Source organism: Gluconacetobacter asukensis (genome assembly GCF_014174375.1).
GTDB classification, from domain to species: domain Bacteria; phylum Pseudomonadota; class Alphaproteobacteria; order Acetobacterales; family Acetobacteraceae; genus Gluconacetobacter; species Gluconacetobacter asukensis.
In genome coordinates this window covers 89,332-105,941 of sequence record NZ_JABEQE010000010.1, presented here as the reverse complement: position 1 = coordinate 105,941, position 16,610 = coordinate 89,332, and the positions used below count along the sequence as shown (strand labels likewise).

Annotated in this window: 18 protein-coding genes and 2 pseudogenes; 6 read left to right on the top strand and 14 right to left on the bottom strand. The window is 63.0% G+C overall.

The annotated features are described in order from the left end of the window. Positions 1 to 26 precede the first annotated feature (26 nt). Positions 27 to 203 (top strand): DUF1328 domain-containing protein, encoded by a 177-nt coding sequence (locus HLH35_RS12655; RefSeq protein WP_182965036.1) that lies wholly within the window; start codon positions 27 to 29, stop codon positions 201 to 203. On the opposite strand, the gene HLH35_RS12650 is transcribed toward HLH35_RS12655, so the two are convergent. The 7 genes from HLH35_RS12650 to HLH35_RS12620 form a co-directional block, all read right to left on the bottom strand. Further along, on the bottom strand, positions 157 to 648 hold the full coding sequence (locus tag HLH35_RS12650) for a disulfide bond formation protein B (protein ID WP_182979475.1): 492 nt from the start codon (positions 646 to 648) through the stop codon (positions 157 to 159). The two genes, HLH35_RS12655 and HLH35_RS12650, sit on opposite strands and share 47 nt — an antisense overlap. Before the next feature lie 17 nt (positions 649 to 665). Next, the gene (locus HLH35_RS12645) at positions 666 to 2,030 is read right to left on the bottom strand and encodes an alpha,alpha-trehalose-phosphate synthase (UDP-forming) (RefSeq protein WP_182979474.1); all 1,365 of its coding nucleotides are present in this window, start codon (positions 2,028 to 2,030) and stop codon (positions 666 to 668) included. Continuing rightward, complete coding sequence (gene otsB, locus HLH35_RS12640) at positions 2,018 to 2,776, bottom strand: trehalose-phosphatase (RefSeq protein ID WP_182979473.1); 759 nt, start codon at positions 2,774 to 2,776, stop codon at positions 2,018 to 2,020. Before otsB ends, HLH35_RS12645 begins: the two co-directional genes overlap by 13 nt. An 82-nt stretch (positions 2,777 to 2,858) precedes the next feature. After that, the gene (locus HLH35_RS20225) at positions 2,859 to 3,782 is read right to left on the bottom strand and encodes a DUF2155 domain-containing protein (protein ID WP_338029342.1); all 924 of its coding nucleotides are present in this window, start codon (positions 3,780 to 3,782) and stop codon (positions 2,859 to 2,861) included. Continuing rightward, positions 3,779 to 4,003: a hypothetical protein gene (locus HLH35_RS12630; RefSeq protein ID WP_182965032.1), complete on the bottom strand. Its 225-nt coding sequence runs from the start codon at positions 4,001 to 4,003 to the stop codon at positions 3,779 to 3,781. The genes HLH35_RS20225 and HLH35_RS12630 overlap by 4 nt, the downstream gene beginning before the upstream one ends. Next, positions 4,000 to 4,566 carry an outer membrane lipid asymmetry maintenance protein MlaD gene (gene mlaD, locus HLH35_RS12625; RefSeq protein WP_182979472.1) on the bottom strand — a complete coding sequence of 189 codons (567 nt, stop codon included), beginning with the start codon at positions 4,564 to 4,566 and terminating at the stop codon, positions 4,000 to 4,002. The genes HLH35_RS12630 and mlaD overlap by 4 nt, the downstream gene beginning before the upstream one ends. A 58-nt stretch (positions 4,567 to 4,624) precedes the next feature. Next, positions 4,625 to 4,993: an NADH-ubiquinone oxidoreductase subunit NDUFA12 family protein gene (locus tag HLH35_RS12620; protein ID WP_182979471.1), complete on the bottom strand. Its 369-nt coding sequence runs from the start codon at positions 4,991 to 4,993 to the stop codon at positions 4,625 to 4,627. Between the two features lie 220 nt (positions 4,994 to 5,213). Here HLH35_RS12620 and HLH35_RS12615 point away from each other — a divergent pair, with 220 nt between their 5' ends. Genes HLH35_RS12615 through HLH35_RS12605 form a run of 3 tightly spaced genes read left to right on the top strand, consistent with a single transcriptional unit; the run spans position 5,214 to position 8,440 of the window. Then, positions 5,214 to 6,752: a TSCPD domain-containing protein gene (locus tag HLH35_RS12615; RefSeq protein ID WP_246385052.1), complete on the top strand. Its 1,539-nt coding sequence runs from the start codon at positions 5,214 to 5,216 to the stop codon at positions 6,750 to 6,752. A gap of 49 nt (positions 6,753 to 6,801) precedes the next feature. Further along, complete coding sequence (locus HLH35_RS12610) at positions 6,802 to 7,266, top strand: RidA family protein (RefSeq protein ID WP_182979469.1); 465 nt, start codon at positions 6,802 to 6,804, stop codon at positions 7,264 to 7,266. A 16-nt stretch (positions 7,267 to 7,282) separates the two neighbouring features. After that, on the top strand, positions 7,283 to 8,440 hold the full coding sequence (locus HLH35_RS12605; RefSeq protein ID WP_182979468.1) for a GNAT family N-acetyltransferase: 1,158 nt from the start codon (positions 7,283 to 7,285) through the stop codon (positions 8,438 to 8,440). 166 nt (positions 8,441 to 8,606) lie between these two features. On the opposite strand, the pseudogene HLH35_RS20400 reads toward HLH35_RS12605, so the two are convergent. Continuing rightward, positions 8,607 to 9,041 (bottom strand): annotated as a pseudogene (locus tag HLH35_RS20400) (DMT family transporter); the annotation flags it as partial. Positions 9,042 to 9,103: 62 nt separating this feature from the next. On the opposite strand from HLH35_RS20400, the pseudogene HLH35_RS12595 reads away from it, so the two are divergent. After that, positions 9,104 to 9,316 (top strand): annotated as a pseudogene (locus HLH35_RS12595) (IS3 family transposase); the annotation flags it as partial. Between the two features lie 421 nt (positions 9,317 to 9,737). Here the strand turns inward: HLH35_RS12595 and HLH35_RS12590 are convergent. The 6 genes from HLH35_RS12590 to HLH35_RS12565 all read right to left on the bottom strand — a co-directional run bounded on the left by HLH35_RS12590 (position 9,738) and on the right by HLH35_RS12565 (position 15,411). Further along, positions 9,738 to 10,004 carry an ArsR/SmtB family transcription factor gene (locus tag HLH35_RS12590; protein ID WP_220790661.1) on the bottom strand — a complete coding sequence of 89 codons (267 nt, stop codon included), beginning with the start codon at positions 10,002 to 10,004 and terminating at the stop codon, positions 9,738 to 9,740. A gap of 245 nt (positions 10,005 to 10,249) precedes the next feature. Beyond that, positions 10,250 to 11,155, bottom strand: a complete 906-nt coding sequence (locus HLH35_RS12585; protein ID WP_246385051.1) for an HAD hydrolase family protein — start codon at positions 11,153 to 11,155, stop codon at positions 10,250 to 10,252. Continuing rightward, positions 11,068 to 12,048 carry an NAD-dependent epimerase/dehydratase family protein gene (locus HLH35_RS12580; protein ID WP_182979465.1) on the bottom strand — a complete coding sequence of 327 codons (981 nt, stop codon included), beginning with the start codon at positions 12,046 to 12,048 and terminating at the stop codon, positions 11,068 to 11,070. Before HLH35_RS12580 ends, HLH35_RS12585 begins: the two co-directional genes overlap by 88 nt. A 16-nt stretch (positions 12,049 to 12,064) precedes the next feature. Continuing rightward, positions 12,065 to 13,018 (bottom strand): methyltransferase domain-containing protein, encoded by a 954-nt coding sequence (locus HLH35_RS12575; RefSeq protein ID WP_182979464.1) that lies wholly within the window; start codon positions 13,016 to 13,018, stop codon positions 12,065 to 12,067. 7 nt (positions 13,019 to 13,025) lie between these two features. Further along, on the bottom strand, positions 13,026 to 14,396 hold the full coding sequence (locus HLH35_RS12570) for a coproporphyrinogen-III oxidase family protein (RefSeq protein ID WP_182979463.1): 1,371 nt from the start codon (positions 14,394 to 14,396) through the stop codon (positions 13,026 to 13,028). Positions 14,397 to 14,505: 109 nt separating this feature from the next. Then, positions 14,506 to 15,411 (bottom strand): sulfite exporter TauE/SafE family protein, encoded by a 906-nt coding sequence (locus HLH35_RS12565; protein WP_182979462.1) that lies wholly within the window; start codon positions 15,409 to 15,411, stop codon positions 14,506 to 14,508. A 123-nt stretch (positions 15,412 to 15,534) separates the two neighbouring features. Here HLH35_RS12565 and HLH35_RS12560 point away from each other — a divergent pair, with 123 nt between their 5' ends. Beyond that, positions 15,535 to 16,494, top strand: a complete 960-nt coding sequence (locus tag HLH35_RS12560; RefSeq protein ID WP_182979461.1) for an EamA family transporter — start codon at positions 15,535 to 15,537, stop codon at positions 16,492 to 16,494. The last annotated feature ends 116 nt before the right edge of the window (positions 16,495 to 16,610 follow it).

The following is a 16,610-nucleotide window of genomic DNA, read 5'->3' as shown; positions in this document are numbered from 1 at the left end:
AGACACATGAATCGGAGGATATCCCGATGGACCTCTTACGCTGGACGCTGATCTTTCTCGTCCTGGCCCTGCTGTCGGCGGCCCTCGGCTTCGGCGGGTTCGCGGCCGATTTTGCCTATATCGGCAAGATCCTGTTCTTCATCTTCCTCGTGCTGTTCATCGTCGGCCTGATCTTCGGCCGCGGGCGAGGCAGTACGCTATGACCGCCAGCACACAGGCCGCATACAGCCCGTCCATCGCGGCCATGGACACCGGCAGCGCGCCGACCAGATAGGTCGGCGCGTCGCAGGGCTTCGCCGGGCGCAGGGGCATGGCGGCCAGGCGCTCGGCAAAGGTGCCGGGATGAAAGACCGGGGCCTGGCATTCCGGCAGCGGGCTGGGCCACCAGCCCTGCTCCACCCCGACATGAACGGCCGACAGGCCACAGGCCGCCAGCATGACCGGAATGCCCAGCCACAGCAGGCCCCGCGCGACCCGCCCGCGCGACAGGGCGGCGAACAGGCCCAGAACCGCCAGCATGCGCCAGGGCCAGCGTTCCCACAGGCACAATCCGCACGGCACCTCGCCCAGCCCATGCTCGACCCAGGCGGCAATCCCCAGGGCCGCCAGCCCGGCAACCATCAGCATCGCACCGGGGGCCCATCCCATCCCCCCGTCCCGCCGCCTCATGGCGTGCCGGCCAGGGGCGCCCCGACCGGCGGCGCCGCGTCCAGCGCCTGCAGGAAATCCCGCGCCCAGAAGCCCGCCGTGGTCCGGCGCACATCCTCGTCCAGGCGGGTCCAGCGCCGCTGGCGTTCCTCCAGCCCCATGGTCAGCGCCTGATGCAGCGCATCGGCGATCTCGTCGGCGTCATAGGGATTGACCAGCACCGCCTCATCCATTTCCGGCGCCGCACCCGCGAAATGCGACAGAACCAGCACACCGGGGTCGGCCGCATCCTGTGCCGCGACATATTCCTTCGCCACCAGGTTCATCCCGTCGCGCAGCGGCGTGATCAGCGCCACATCGGCCATGCGATAGAACCCGGCCAGGATGTCGCGCGCGACCGGCCGCGTCAGGTAACGGATAGGCGTCCAGTCGAATTCGGCAAAGGCGCCATTGATCCGCCCCGTCAGCTCGTCCAGCTGGCGCCGGAGCTGGCGATATTCCTCCACATCGCCGCGCGACACCGGGGCAACCTGAAGAAACGACACCTTGCCCCGATGTTCGGGATAGCGGGCCATGAACGCCTCGTACCCCCGAAAGCGCTCGGGCAGGCCCTTGGAATAATCCAGCCGGTCCACCCCCAGGATCAGCGCCGTCCCGCGCAGGCTGGCGCGCAGACGCTCGGCCTCGTCGCGCCTGACCCCGGCCTCGGCCTGCTCGCGGAACTCGTGCGGATCGATCCCGATCGGAAAGGCCTGCGCCCGCTCGGCCATCCCGTTCTGGCGGAAGGCGTGGTTCAGATTGTCCGCATCCTCTTCGGTCTGCACCCCGATCAGGTCGTAGGCCTGCATGTCTTCCAGCAGCAGGCGCGCCCCGGGCATCGAGCGCACCAGGCTCCAGGGCGGGACGGGAATATGCAGGAAGAACCCGATCCGCCCCGCCACGCCCAGGTCGCGCAGCGCCTGGCCCAGCGGAAACAGGTGATAATCATGGACCCAGATCACGTCGTCCGGCTGCAGCAGCGCGCGCAGGCTGCGCGCGAACATGGCATTGACCTCCAGATAGGTCTGCCAGTCGCGCCGCGAATAGCTCATCAGCCCGACACGGTAATGGAACAGCGGCCACAGGATGCCATTCGAGAAATTCTGGTAGAACCCCTCATGCTGGCGCGCCGTCAGGTCGATCGTGGCATAGGTCACGCCATCGACCTCATCCATCCCCGTGACGGGGTCGCCCTCGAACTCGGACTGGTTGCCCGACCAGCCGAACCACAGCGACGACCCGCCGCGCAGCGCATCCTTCAGCCCCACGGTCAGGCCACCCGCCGGCTGAAGACGCTCGCGCGGCGAGGGTACCCGGTTGGATACGATAATCAGACGCCCCATGAATCCGCCCCTCCCGCCGCCAGCGTGGCCAGCCATGCCCGGAAGGCGGCAGGATCGGGGAAATCCCGCGGAATGCGGAACCCCGCCCCGCCCAGCGCCTCGGCCGCGCGTATCCCGTCCTCATCCGTCACGTCATCGCCAACAAAGATCGGATGCCGCCCCGCGAAGGGCGGCGACTGCATCAGCGCCGCCACCGCATGGCCCTTGTCCACGCCATGGGGGCGGATTTCCCACGCCATCTTGGCCATCTGGACATGAAAGCGCCCATGGGTCGACGCCACCCACGATTCCGCGACCTCGCGCAGAAGATCCGCAACCTCGGGCGCCGCCCGGTAATGCAGGACGAAACCCGCCGGCTTGCGCTCGATCCGCACGCCGGGATGCTGCGCGGCCAGGGTCTCGGCGGCCGGCAACCAGGTCGGCGGCAGGGGCGGCTGCTCGGTCCGCACGATCGGACCACCCGGACGATGCCGCACGGCCAAACCATGCTCGCCCGCCACGGCAAAAGGCACATCGCCGAGGAAATGGTCGATCTGGTCCACGGCCCGGCCGGAAATCACCGCCAGCGCGTCCCCGCATTTCGCCCGCAGCCGCCGCAGCACGTCAGGCAGGCCGGGGGCGACGACCACCGATTCCGGGGTGGGCGCGATATCCACCAGCGTGCCGTCGAAATCCAGCAGCAGGGCAGCCTCGGCAGGGGGCGGCATGAACCGGCCGGCCGGGCCGGCATAATCCGTCGGGCTCATGGGCATTCTGGACTCCTTGGGACCGAAGGCTCGTCATTCATCCCGAACCGACACCGGCGGGACAGGTTGCCTCCCGCCCCTGTCAGGGGGGCAGGAGGGATTGCGGCTGGCCCGGCTGGACCTGCGACGCCGGAGGCGCGCTCGACGCGGGCGCAGGCCGGGCGGGTGCCGCCGCGCCGGTCTCGAAAGGCACCGGCGGGGGCAGCGGCAGCGGCCTGCCCACCGGCGGCGCGGTGCCACCGGATGGCTGGGGAACGGCGGCCGGCACGGGCGCGGACTCGTCGGGCGGCGACAGGGCAAGCGGCGCCCCGCCAAGATGCGCGACGGGCGCGGCGGGTGCCGGAGCGGGCGTGACGGCGGGCTGGCCGGCCGAGGGGGCCGCCGGAACCGTCAACACCTGTGCCCCCGGCGCCGGGGCGCCCGATGCCGGTGTAGCGGATGCCGGCGTAACGGGTGCCGGCGCGTCCGCCCCCTGCGTGCCCGGCACCGGCTGATCGTCCGACGGAGCCGTGGCCGCCGCCAGGGCCGCCAGGGGCGGCGGAACGGGGGCCACCGCGTCGCCCGCGCAGCCAATGAGGCGCACGGCATAGACCGGGTCCTGGAAGACACCCAGGAACGGTTCCCCCGCCAGCATCCACCCGCTGAACCCGGGGCCGTCCTGCCGCGTATCGCGTACCGCCAGCCAACCGGCCGCGTCCGGGGTCAGCGTCGCCGGCCGGTCGCGGCAGGCGCCGACGTGAATCGTCAGCGCCCTGAACGTCGCATCCTGCCCCACCGGAATGGTCAGCACCTGCACACTGGAATCCAGCGTATCCAGCACCCGCACGGTCGCCACCGTGCGCCCCTGCCAGGTATCGGCGGGATAGATCGCTGGCGACGGCACGATTTCCTGCGCCCCGGCAGGGATGCTGCCCCATCCCAGCGCCAGCACGGCGGCCAGGGTCGCGTGGAAAGGCACCGCCCGGCACGATACCGGGCGGAACAGGCGCCAGTCGCAGCACCTCACGATCTCGGGCTTCGCAGCGCGGCCGCGACCTCCATGATCAGATGCCGCATGCCATCCTCGTCGACACCGATCAGCACCGCGTCCTCGAACGTGTCACGCATGACCTCGCAAAGTTCGGCATAATTTTCAGTCAGCACCCTGATCTTGTCCTGGCACGAAACCGGGCTGCCGTCGGACTGGCGCCAGACGGCAGGCGGCGGCGGAAGAGCCCCATCGCTCATGGCAGGTCGCTCCCCCCGGTGTGACCTCCCGGCGCGGGTACGGCCCCCTGCGGCGCGGCGCCCTGGTTCGCACGCTGCTGGTTGGCCTTGGTCATCGTGTCGGTCACCGAGAAGATGAAGCGGCTGAGCAGCTGCTCCAGGCTGATCGCCCCCTGGGTCTCGGTAATCACAGCCCCCGGCCGCAGCATGGACTCGCTGCCTCCCGGCGACAGGGCGACATACTTGCCGCCCAGCAGGCTGTCGCTGGTGATGATGGCGGCACTGTCGGTCGGCAGCTGGACGTCCGGACGCACGGTAAAGGTCACCTGCGCCTTGTAATCGGACGGATTGACCCGCTCGTCGACCACCTGCCCCACCGTGACCCCGGCCAGCCGGACATCGGACCCGACCGACAATCCGTCGATATGGGCAAAGGCGGCATGCAACCGGTAGCCGGTCTCATGCCGGCGCCCCTTATCGACCACGGCAAGCGCCAAAAGGCCGCCCAGCAGCACAAGAACACCGCACCCGGCGGCGAGCTCGGCCGAATTCCGGCTCATCCGGCCTGCAACCGCACTGACCATTCTGACTCTGTTCCCCAATTCACGGCGACGCGAACCTTAACAGGTTCCGCCCGCCGTTTCACCCTTCGGGAACCCAGGCCTCGTAATCGCTGGTCGAGGGGGCACGGCGACCGCCGCGATAGTCGCTTCCCGGCGGGTGATAGGCATCGACCGTCCCGGTCCGGTTGCCCGGATAGGGGATCTGCCACGGCTGGCGCGCACTCTCCGGCAGGGGCGCCTCATCGACATGATGCAGCCATCCCCACCATTCGGGCGGCACGACCGACGCGTCCTCGCCCTTGTGATAGATGACCCAGCGCTCATGCCGCGTCAGACCGCCGCCGGTACGATTCGCGGTACGCGCCTCGTAATAGCACCGGCCATCGGCATCCTTGCCGACCAGCCGACCCTTGAACCTGGTGTAGATGCGGGTGCCGAGATTTGCCATGTCCCGAGGATAACCCTCTTTCCGGCGGGTGGTCCACCCGGTGCCCAGGGACTCGGCCGTTCACAACTCCGGGATCGGGAAACCACCAACTTATCCCCCATATCCACAATATACAGTGGTCTGTATAGTCCAGGACCCACCATATACGGCTTCCGCCCCGTCCCGAAGCGGGCCTAGAGTGAACGCCATGACAGCCCGAAGCCACTGGAACGGCGTGCGCATGCGTACCACGCAGGCCGCCGCGGACCCGGACGACGCCCTCCGCGCCGTCACCCTGCCCGTCGACTGGGACGACGAGGCAGCGGCGGCCCTGGCACGCCTGGCACCCGGCCGTGGCGCGGCACGCCTGGCGACCGAAGCCGCGCGCTGGGTGGACGATCTGGCGGTCGACTCCCTGGCCCCGCAGGCCCGGTCGCTGTCCTGTCTTCTCATGCTGCGCCAGGCGGCCCCGACCGAATCCCTCTGGACCGGCCAGCACGACCGTCGGCCGGGCTTCGTGGTCAATCTGGCGGCCTTCGTGCAGCCGGGCAGCGGCTTCCTGGCCGAGGATTTCGTGGCCGCGCTGCGCCTGCTCTGCCTGGTCCTGCGCGACGTGGCGGAACGCAAGGCGTCGCTGCGCAATGGCGAACTGCCCTTCCCCGAGTTGGCGCCACCCCCGGCACCGCGCGGACGCAAGACCAGGACCACTCCCGAACCCCAGCCGACCGGCCCCGCGCCGGTGGCGGGCGACCTGCTGATGACCAATCTCGATGCCTGCCTGGCGGCACTGGGGCTGGATTATGACAGCGACGCCGGCCGCGACGTGGCCTGCAGCCTGGCATCGCTGGCAACCTCGGTCGCCCATGCGGGATGCGGGGCCGAAACCCTGCTGCTGCCCCCCGCGCGCAGCACCGTCCCCGGCCTCGCGGAAACCGCCCGCGCCGTCTGGCGCGACGCGGCGGTCGAGACCGACACCCCCCTGCCCCGGATCGAGACCGGCTTTTCCGCCCCCGGCCCGATTGACGCGCTGCTGGGGGTGGAGGCCTGCGGCCTCGCGCCCATCTTCTCGCCGCTCCGCCCCGATGGCCGACTGGCCGCCAGCACCCTGTCGCGCCTGACCGCGCGGGGCCTGACGCCCGAGGCCGCCTTCGCCGCCGCCCTGGCAGGGGAAAGCGTGCTGCCCCTGCCGGATATCGAGGCCCACAAGGCGATGCACCGCGCGCTGGCAGGCTTCGTCGACCGCATGCCGGCCCGGCCCGACCCGACGGCCATGCCCACCCTGCGCGCCCGGCTGGCGCTCGATCGCGGGGTGCGGCGGCATCTGCCGGCCCGCCACGGCGGCTTCACGCAGAAGGCCAGCGTCGGCGGCCACCGCCTGTTCCTGCGCACCGGCGAATATGAGGACGGGTCGCTGGGCGAGGTCACGATCACCCCGGCGCGCGAAGGGCCGATGACGCGCGGCCTGCTGGACGCGCTGGGCCAGGCCGTCAGCATCGGCCTGCAATATGGCGCCCCGCTGAACGAGTATGTGGATGCCTTCGCCTATACCCGTTTCGGCCCCGCCGGCACGGTCGAGGGCGATCCGGTCGCCTCCTACGCGACCTCGATGCTGGATTACGCGTTCCGGGCCTTGTCGGATGCCTATCTGGGCCACAGACTGCCCGACGCGCCGCATCAGGACGAGCTGACCGACATCCCCTCCCCGATGCTGCCGCTGGATTTCCCCGAGACGAAGGGGGACAATACCACCCGGCGCGGCAGACTGCGCCTGGTCGGCTGACAGGCCGTCTGCAAAGCCGCCCGCCCGTTTCGGACAAGGAGCCCCGTTCATGACCGACACACCCGAAACCCGCCTGGACCGGCACGGCATCATCCTGCCCGTGCCCCCCGCCCCCGTCGCCACCTATGTCGCCACCGTGCTCAGCGGGTCGCTGCTGGTCGTCTCCGGCCAGTTGCCGCTGGCCGATGGCAAGCTGTTCGCCACCGGCAAGCTCGGCGCCGACGTCGCGGTCGAGGTCGGGGTCGAAGCCGCCCGCTACGCCATGATCAACGTGATCGCACAGGTCCGCGCCGCCGTGGGCGACCTGTCGCGGGTGCGCCGCGTGGTGCGCCTGGGCGGTTTCATTTCCTGCGTGCCCAGCTTTACCCAGCATGCCACGGTGATGAACGGCGCCTCGGACCTCGCGGTCGCGATCTTCGGCGATGCCGGCCTGCACGCACGCTCGACCATCGGCGTACCGTCCCTGCCGCTCGATGCCGCCGTCGAGGTCGAAGGCCTGTTCGAGATCGCCTGACCCCGGCGGCGCGGACATGACCGCCCTGACCCTGAGCCTGCATCCCGCCATCGCCGACATCCCGGCGACGGAATGGGATGCCTGCGCCGGCCCCGACAATCCATTCGTCAGCCACGCCTTTCTCTCGGCGCTGGAAGACAGCGGATCGACCGGCCGGCGCACCGGCTGGCTGCCGCAGCACGCCGCCATCCGCGACCCCACCGGCCGCCTGCTGGCGGCGGCGCCGATGTACGCCAAATCGCATTCCTACGGCGAATATGTCTTCGACCAGACCTGGGCGCGCGCGTTCGAACAGGCCGGCGGCGATTATTATCCCAAATTGCAGGTCGCGGTACCGTTCTCCCCGGTACCGGGCCCCCGGCTTCTGGTGCGCGAGGGTGCGGCGGACCCTGCGGGCCTGCGTCAGGCCCTGGCCGGCGCCCTGCGCCAGGCCGCCACCGAACTCGGCGTCTCCTCGGTCCATGTCACCTTCTGCACCGAGGACGACTACACGCTGCTGGGCGAGGCCGGCTGGCTGCAACGGCTCGGGGTCCAGTTCCACTGGGACAATGCCGGCTATGCCAGCTTCGACGATTTCCTCGCCACGCTCGCCTCGCGCAAACGCAAGGTCCTGAAGCGCGAGCGGCGGGACGCCAATCAGTGCGGCCTGACATTCCGCGCCGTGCAGGGCCGCGCGATCACCCCCGATCTCTGGGCGCATTTCTACCGGTTCTATACCGCAACCGTCGATCGCAAATGGGGCAGCGCCTATCTCACGCCCGAATTCTTCCCCCTGCTGTCGGAACGGCTGGGCGACCGCGTGGTGCTGATGCTGGCCGAACGCGACGGCACACCCGTCGCCGGCGCACTGAACCTGATGGGCACGGACACGCTCTACGGCCGCAACTGGGGCTGCGACGGCGACTACCCGTTCCTGCATTTCGAGCTGTGCTATTACCGCGCCATCGATTTCGCCATCGCCCACGGCCTCCGCCGGGTCGAAGCCGGGGCCCAGGGCCAGCACAAGATCCAGCGCGGCTACCGCCCCACCCCCACCTATTCGGCCCACTGGATCGCCCACCCCGGCCTGCGTCGCGCGGTAGCCGATTTCGTGGTCCATGAACGCGAGGCCATGCTGCATGAAATGGCGGAACTGGATGCGCAGTCACCCTATCGCGCAGCGGGCGAGGACTAGCCCGTCTTATCGTGCGGCAGGGCGCGTCCGCGCTTGATGCTGGCGCGATGGGCCTTGCCGTCCGGCCTGCGCTGGCGAGCGACGCGGCCGGGGCCGGGGCCGGGGCCGGGGCCGGGGAGGATCGGGATTGCTATGCAGCAGCATAGCACGTATCGCACCGCCTTCGTCAGCCTGCATCCAGGTCTTCTCGTGGTCCTGCCCATAGCGCCGTTATCCGCAGTATGTTCCATTCAAATCTCGCCCCCAACGTGGAAACGGCGATCAAGGTCGCTCCGATGTACTGGACGGCGGTCAAGCGATGACCATAAACCAAATTATCACAGAGAATCGCCACGAGCGGATATATGAACGTCAAGGAACTTATCGTTGCGGCACTCAAATAGGGGTATGCCTTAAACATCAAGGCGTAACATAGCCCTGTAAGAATCACACCAGCACCCACGATCCATCCCCACGCCGCCCAACTGGGCAGATGGCTATAGTTCGCGAACGGCGCCAAAAGCACGGCGCCGGTTGCAAGTTGCCAGAATGTCGTGATTTCTGCGCGCTGGTTGCGGATACTCTTGGTAATGAGGGTGATGAACGCGTAGGCAGCGGCGGCTAATAACGCAAGTGAAGTGTCCCGGGTTTCCCGGAGGCTCCTATCTGTGAGAAGGAGCTATGATGAATACGATGAGCCAGAGATTTTCGCCTGAGGTGCGGGAGCGTGCAATCCGTATGGTTGGGGAGCATCGGGCCGATTACGGGTCGGATTGGGCTGCGATGACATCGATTGCTGGCAAGATCGGCTGCACGGCCGAGACGCTGCGCCGCTGGTGCCGCGATGAGGCCAGGCGGCGAGCGGGACCGGCAGGGCAAGCTGGTGACGAGCGCGTTCACGGCACGCCGGCGCAACCACCCCACCGGCACCACCCGCTCGAGCGGTGCCGGTGGTACCCGGGTTCGTGTCCTGCAGAGTTTCGGGAACTGTCCGCAATATCTCTGCACGAGAAAGGGAAAGCCCCTGCATCGCACTTCCGGCCCCGTGAAGCGTCTGTCCGCGCTCGACGCGGCGGCACGCCGGCTCATCACGACCGCTACGATGTTGTGCGTGGCGCCCTGCGCGCCGTCGGTCGCCATGGCGGCTGGATGTTTCGCAGGCCCTCGTCAACTGCCACGAGCGGCAGGAAACGCACCAAAGACCACCCTCTCCCCATGGACCGGAACTAAGATGCGGTGGCCTGCAAGATAAAGGGGCCGAAGTCATCAAGACGTGTCAGCTACGAAACTTGAGCGCTCGGCACTGATATGAGCCTACCTAAGCGGCCTTCAGTTCCTGCGACAGCCAGTCTAGATAATCACGAATAGCTGGCTCGTTGCGCTTGCAATGGGACCATTTTTCGCGTTTGCGAATGATAATAAAATCTGCTTGCTTCAGGATATCAAGATGACGGCTGACGGTCGGCTGTGCAATCTTTAACGCGCGGGCGATCAGCTTCATGCACACGCCGAATTCCACAGGGTCAGCGGACCACTGATCCGCGAAGTGTCGTGCCGGATCGGCCAACAGGCGCAGTATTGTCATGCGCACCTCGCTTGAAAGTGCCATAATTTGGACTGATCGCTCCATGATCGACCACATCACCATACGTTGAGGACGGCCGTGCCCTAGCAGCATGAGCCCACGGGTCACAAAGGCGGGTGATGATAGTCTGATTCTCCGGCGTTAGCAAATGCGTAAGCTAGGCAGGTGGCATTCGGGCTGCGAGGCCGCGTCAGCATGAGGTATGCTGAGGCCCAGACTTGCCACAAGTACCTAGTTCAGCAGCGTCACACCTCGCTGGCGTCGCAGCTGCCGCCGATCGCAGCCAGCACGCCGACGAACATCGACGGATCATTATTACTGCCGACCCTGAAGGTGGCAAGTTTTTTTAGTGCCGTAGGCGCTTCGGCGGTGGCGAAACTGACCGCAGCGAGCGAAAATAGGCTGGCGTCATTCATATCGTCACCGATTACCGCGGTCTGATTCCACGAGTAGCCCAGATAGGACAGCATTGCTTCGCCTGCGGTTGCCTTGCTGGCGACGCCAGAGGAAATCATTAGCAAATCTTCCGAGCGACTCTTATGGATCGAAAGTCGGTCTTTGAAGACTTCGGCCAGCGCGTCAGGAAAGGGAGCGCCAACCACCAGGATTTTTTCCACGCTCTGGCTCCGCAAACAGGCGGCATCGCCTACTATTGGGGCTGGATAATGGGACGGAATGCCGTAGGCTTGGCGCAGCCCGTCGGAGAAGAATTCGTCGGTATACCAAGTATCACCGCTGTACCATGACAAAGAGGTGTATTCGCCCCCGAGCGCGTCGAGCAGCGCCACTTGATCGCTACGGCCTATCTCGTGCTTGAACATCACCCTGCTGTCTGGGGAGAAGAGTTGGGCGCCATTGTGGCAGATTTTCCAAATACGGTCGAATAGGTGACTGGGGAAGACCCCATGCAGATATGCGAGCGGTCGCGCCGTCGCGACGGCGAAGGCGTAGCCCTCGCCGATGCACTTCTCTAGCCTAGCAAGGGTTCCGGAAAAGATCGCCCGCTCATCATTGGCTAGGGTCCCGTCGAGATCGGAGATGATCACCCGCACGTGGTCCATCTTCACTGTAGCATTCGCCCGAGGTCGATCACCGCTTTTTTGCACGGGTTTCTCTTCGCGCCGCCGTCCACGCTCAAGATTGAGTGCCATGATTGTTCCTCTGAAAAACGATATGAAAATCCGGATTCCAGCTCCAGCTTTCTGGTTTCAAAGACAAAGCCGTTGGAACTGAATAGCGCCCGGTTCGGGCCAAACAGATTGAGACCGAAGTGATCGGACGCGAAGAGAACAGGTGCGATAAACGTGTTCGCGACAGTGACGATCCGCGAGGCCGATCCGGATTCGTAGATCATCTGCTCAAAATAGGCCCGAGGCGAGTGTTTGACCGGGCAGCCAACATTTACGACCCCCGGAATCCCCTCCGCAAGGACGTGGTCGATCGCACGCGCTAAGTCGGCCACGTGGATGACATGCTGTGGCGCTTCAGCCGAGCGAGGCAAATAGACTGTCTTGTGTTGACGGATACGGTTGAGCGTGCTTTCGAACACGCCTGCCCGCTTCGGTCCGAGAACGATATGGGGACGGACGACGGCGGTGAAAAAATCGCAGCTATTAGAGTCGATTACACACTTTTCCATCGCATGCCGCACGGCGCCATAGGCGTCGCGCGGCGGCTCCGCCAGAGCCTCCGGTGCTGACGACCAGAGCCCGGCGGGAAGCGCCGTGGAACTCGATATAAGTATGAAGGCGCGGACGTTCGCCGACCTGCATCGTTCAAGCGCGGCGCGTAGTGGTTTTTCGTTCCGCGCCCTTATCTCCTCTCGGGTATAGTGCGGACGAATGTCAACCATGGAGTGTACATAGACATCGATCGCGCTCAAGAAGTTCGTCTTCCGCAAGACGTCCGCTAATTCACCTTGACGAACCGCCACCGCACAGGGGCCAACCGCACGATCGGTCGCGCAGACCGACCACCCACGCGAGTGATGGAAATGATCAACGATGGCGCGGCCGACAAAGCCAGCCGCACCGGACACAAGCATTGTCCGTTCGGGGAGATCAGGCATTGCCGACCACAGACACGCGGCGCGGACTGGTGAAATAGCGGTATTTTCCAGTTAGCAGACCATTGACGAACTGAAAACCATATGTGCCGTAAATCAGATCCTCGAGCACATAACTGTCGGCAAGGCCCACTTGGTTATTGCCGGCCACAGTACGCTGGCGGATTGTCATACCGTGGCTTGTGTGCGGGTCGCCGAATTTGCCAGTAACGTCTGCGCGGCTGACACCCAGCGACACTCCGAGGAAGTCGGTAGACGGAATCGTGTTAGGTGCATCCATCACGCCGATCTCGATCTTGGGCAGGAGATAGTCCTTGCTCGGCTTCCTCGCAACGATCTTCTCACAAGAATGGGCATGCATCACAATGCCAGGATGAGAGTCCCATTTTACGTAATGGTCAGAGCGAATGATTTCCCAACCTTCGGCCTTGTAGATCTCCTCAATGTCGCCGCGCTGGAATTTGCATAGATGGCCACAATCAATGATCTCCTTCGGCAACGGGTAGTCTTTCTCATCCATGAAATTCGTCAGGCAATGGATCCCGCCGTCGCGCGTATTCCTGATCGCGTCTCGAAGGATTGCCTTCCATACCTCCGTCTCGAAAAAGTGCAGGACAGTCTGGGCAACGAACAAATCGATATCCGGCGGTGAGACAAAATCCTGCGCACCTTTCAGTTCTGCGACGACTTGGACATCGAGATCGGTGGCGAAATGTTTCAGCTTGTCGATCGCGGCCTGCGAAATATCGGAGGCAAAGACGGTGTGACCGAGCTGAGCCAGGTACAAGGCGTTGCGGCCCTCACCGCAACCCAGTTCGACGACGCGGGCCCTCGCCCGCAGGGCCGGGGAGACCTCGAACACCTCTATGCTCGGACCTCCCATGCACGAAACTGCCCGGTTTGAGTAGCCGAGATCCCAAAAAGGAGTCTTTCTCTGTGTCTGTGCCATGATCTTCTCACACGCTCTGATAGGAGTTTTCAAGTTCGATCATCCGGTCTGAATAGAAGACGCGGGCGATGATGTTCGAATATTTGTAGCCGCGCGTCGTCAGCAGAAGCCGGCCATCACCGGTCTCCGTGATGAATCCGTTGCTGGTCAGCGCGCGCAGTTGCTCGGAGAACATGGTGTCGATCGACTTTTTGAATCTTTGTCGGTAAAGCTTGCGATCGAGATGAGAAAGCGTGAGGTTCAGGAGCACGAAACGCCGCTCCATTTCCTCCTCCGACAGAGTAATGCCTTGCGAAGCGATCGCCTGTGCGTTGAAAGGCCGGTCTGCATATGATTTGACGATGTCGAGAGCTACCGTGCGGTCCACCGCATAGTCGGTACTAAAGTGATAGCGGCCGATATGGCTGCGCGCGCCGGCGCCGAAACCGATAAGCGGCGTTCCCGCGAAGTCAGAGGCTTCCTGTTGATAGGCATCGCCAGATGGCAAGCGAGTGAAGCGGGTAAACGACTCCTGCTTGTAGCCATGTCGGGCCATCTTCTCCACATTCTCGTCGTAGATGTCGTACTTTTCCTCGGCAGAAAAGAATAATTCTGGATCATTGACGGCCGTCTTGCTGATATTGGTCAACGGACGTACGACGACCGGATAGAGCGACAGGGTGGTCGGACCATAGTCGATAATCTCGGCGAGCGATTGATTCCAGCTGTCTCGAGACTGGCCGCGCAGCCCGTAGATCAGGTCCAGGTTTACATGTGCAAAGCGGCTGGAAATGGCCGTGATGGCTTCCCTCGCGACGTCGATTGCGTAAGGACGCCCGGAATGGGATAATTCGCCAGGCTGCATGCTTTGGATGCCCATACTCATGCGGTTCACACCAAGGTCCCGAATTGCGTCAAGCAACTCATCGCCCAAACAGTCTGGAGCGGCCTCGACGGTAATCTCGCACTTCTCTGCGACCTTGGGAAAGGACGCATGAATGGCCTGGAAGAGCTGTTCGAATTGCTTTGCTGTCAAAAGCGTTGGCGTTCCGCCACCGAAATAGATGCTTTCGACCGTGTGATCAGAAAAATATCGACCATATCCACGGATATACTCGATTAGACGATCTACGTAGGCCTGTTTCAAATCATCGGAATGCCGAGTGGTGAGGAATAACGTGCAATACGTGCACCGGTAGCGGCAAAATGGAATGTGAAAATAGAGATTGACGCCCGTGAAACCTGCGGCGGCGCTCACTATATCGTCCATAGTAAGAGGATTGCTAAAGTTCCGATAGGTCCGCTTCGATGGATACCCATATACATAGGTGGGAAGCGCCTTTCGGCTTACGTTGTCCGCCAGGAAGCTGGAGAAGTCCATCAGTGTTTCGCCTAACATCGCATTTCCTTTTATGGAATACCTGACTCCGAATGTTCCTATCTACCGGTAAGAAAATCGCGTGAAGTTTGTTGCTCAGGTCGCCGGACCGCTACATTACATGGATATCTCAGACAGCTACCAACGACAGTGCGATCCACGCGGCGCAGAAAAGTTTCATGCGTCGTGGACCGACTACGCTCACGAGAGTGGGCCCTAAGACTCCCCCACAGAGTGCGCCTACAGCGATGAAAAGACCGTCTACACGGTCGGTCATAAGTGGCGGAAACGAGAAGACCGTCACGCATAGCACTAGCAACGCAGTGACGACGACGGCTATGCCGATGGCATCGCGTGGCACAAAGCCACGCATCAGCATATAGACTGCGATCAATTCGCCCGCACCGATCGATATCCAGCCGACAAATACTCCGCCAATAAGTCCCAGAACAAATAGTATAGGGCCGTCCGTGGTCGACCGGAAGCAGCCGTCCCCTTTGATGCCCGAGAGTTCGGAACCCAGCATAAGAACAAGCAACACAAATGAAACCAGTTTGAAGACCTGAGTAACTGGTATGTCGGGGCGCAGGTCCGCCGACGTCACCAAAACCGCACTGAAGACAGATGGAATCAGCGCGACTAGGACGGAAGTTACGTACGTCCGATTTTGCAATCCACCGCGGCGGTTGCGAATACGTCCGCTTAGATAGGTAAGAGCACCCATACTCATCCCGAAACACTGGATCAGGATGCTAGTGCCAATAACGTCTGCCGGATCGATACCTAGATATTTGAAGGCCGGAACGAAAACGATGCCACCGCCAATGCCCGTCGAATTGGCCACAAAGGCCCCGGCAACACCTATCGGTATAAGCCACAATTTCTCCACGGCGATAGCGTGGCCCGGCCCACTCCAGATCATGTAAGCGAGTGTCAAGATCGGAAAGAGCCTGATAAAGCCGAGCCATTCAATTGGAGCAGAAGAGCGGCGATCAATTATGAGATAGTCCAAGCTAGCCTGATTTCGTTCGTCCATAATCAGCCTCGAGCTACCATATTGACACTTAGCGAAACGACGATATGTTCGACCGGAGAAATGTGTCAAGTGGATTGCGTGCGATTGTTTCATAATGCTTTGAGCATATAGGGGAGACTTCACGTGACCGAAACTTCGGATGACGATCATTCCTTGCCGCTGCCAGTTGCTGCTCTTGTCGGCACTGCTTTCATCGGGTCGATCATGGGTATTTTTGCCCGTGAGCTCGCCGCCCAGCTCAATGTCGCGGAGCAGGTTGGCCTGCGCTGTCTAATGGGGGCACTTGTGCTTCTTGCAGTGAGTTGGCGCTCCATTGATTTTGGAAAATATGCTCGCATGCCGCCTTCTGACCTGCGCTTGACCGCTGTGCGGGCCGTCTCGATGTTCGTGATCGCGATTTCGCTTGGGACTGTCGCCTTTGTGAATGGAAATTACGCCTCGGTCGCCGTGATTATGGCGCTGCCAGCGCCAGCGCTGCTGAGCGCCTTGGTCTTCAAAGAACGGATATCGTATCGCGAGACAGCTCTAGTTAGCTTCGCATTTGTTGGTGCGGCAATCACCATTATTTCCGCTGCGGGACTCCGATTCGAATTCAATTGGCCCTTGTCCTGCGCAGTTTTGGCGACGCTATTTATGTCCTATGGTATCCTCGCGCGGAAGCGGCAGTCGTCCTTTCTCAACAATCGCGAGACAACGTTGTTGATGCTTTTCACGGCCGCGCTGATCATGGGCGTGTTTTCAGCCGCTTGGATTCTGTGGTCAGGCGATGTGCCACGTATTACACCGCACACCCTGTTGGTCGCACTGATAGCAGGCATCTGCAATATTGGATTCTTAGTATTGTCCAATTATGCAATACCAAAAGTAAAAGGTGTTGTGGTTAATAATATTCTCGCTCTACAGCCACTGTTTGGCGCCGTGATTGGTTTCGCACTGTTTAACGAGACTCTCTCTCCGCTTGCTATCGTCGGCGGGGTGATGATTTTGACCGCAGTGATCTTGATCGCCAATCCTGCACTTCTACCACTACGCCCAACCGCGCAACTGACGCCGCGCGCCATAAACGCACCGCCCCCGAAGTAAGGTGTTCGTCAGTATAGGAATTCAAGTTATGCCACTAAGAACAAGTCTACTAGCGCCACTGACTAATATGTAACGCCCCAAGTGGAAGATGTTGTGAAATTCGAACCTGGATGGCG

What these genes read in the sequence shown, in the direction of transcription:
- HLH35_RS12655 (WP_182965036.1), top strand. Translation starts at nt 27, where the DNA reads ATGGACCTCTTACGCTGGACGCTGATCTTTCTCGTCCTGGCCCTGCTG.
- HLH35_RS12585 (WP_246385051.1), bottom strand. Translation starts at nt 11,155, where the DNA reads ATGGCACTCAATCTTGAGCGTGGACGGCGGCGCGAAGAGAAACCCGTG.
- otsB (WP_182979473.1), bottom strand. Translation starts at nt 2,776, where the DNA reads ATGAGCCCGACGGATTATGCCGGCCCGGCCGGCCGGTTCATGCCGCCC.
- HLH35_RS12630 (WP_182965032.1), bottom strand. Translation starts at nt 4,003, where the DNA reads ATGAGCGATGGGGCTCTTCCGCCGCCGCCTGCCGTCTGGCGCCAGTCC.
- HLH35_RS12605 (WP_182979468.1), top strand. Translation starts at nt 7,283, where the DNA reads ATGACCGCCCTGACCCTGAGCCTGCATCCCGCCATCGCCGACATCCCG.
- HLH35_RS12565 (WP_182979462.1), bottom strand. Translation starts at nt 15,411, where the DNA reads ATGGACGAACGAAATCAGGCTAGCTTGGACTATCTCATAATTGATCGC.
- HLH35_RS12590 (WP_220790661.1), bottom strand. Translation starts at nt 10,004, where the DNA reads ATGACAATACTGCGCCTGTTGGCCGATCCGGCACGACACTTCGCGGAT.
- HLH35_RS12650 (WP_182979475.1), bottom strand. Translation starts at nt 648, where the DNA reads ATGGGATGGGCCCCCGGTGCGATGCTGATGGTTGCCGGGCTGGCGGCC.
- HLH35_RS12610 (WP_182979469.1), top strand. Translation starts at nt 6,802, where the DNA reads ATGACCGACACACCCGAAACCCGCCTGGACCGGCACGGCATCATCCTG.
- HLH35_RS12645 (WP_182979474.1), bottom strand. Translation starts at nt 2,030, where the DNA reads ATGGGGCGTCTGATTATCGTATCCAACCGGGTACCCTCGCCGCGCGAG.
- HLH35_RS12575 (WP_182979464.1), bottom strand. Translation starts at nt 13,018, where the DNA reads ATGGCACAGACACAGAGAAAGACTCCTTTTTGGGATCTCGGCTACTCA.
- mlaD (WP_182979472.1), bottom strand. Translation starts at nt 4,566, where the DNA reads ATGGTCAGTGCGGTTGCAGGCCGGATGAGCCGGAATTCGGCCGAGCTC.
- HLH35_RS12580 (WP_182979465.1), bottom strand. Translation starts at nt 12,048, where the DNA reads ATGCTTGTGTCCGGTGCGGCTGGCTTTGTCGGCCGCGCCATCGTTGAT.
- HLH35_RS12620 (WP_182979471.1), bottom strand. Translation starts at nt 4,993, where the DNA reads ATGGCAAATCTCGGCACCCGCATCTACACCAGGTTCAAGGGTCGGCTG.
- HLH35_RS12615 (WP_246385052.1), top strand. Translation starts at nt 5,214, where the DNA reads ATGCGTACCACGCAGGCCGCCGCGGACCCGGACGACGCCCTCCGCGCC.
- HLH35_RS12570 (WP_182979463.1), bottom strand. Translation starts at nt 14,396, where the DNA reads ATGTTAGGCGAAACACTGATGGACTTCTCCAGCTTCCTGGCGGACAAC.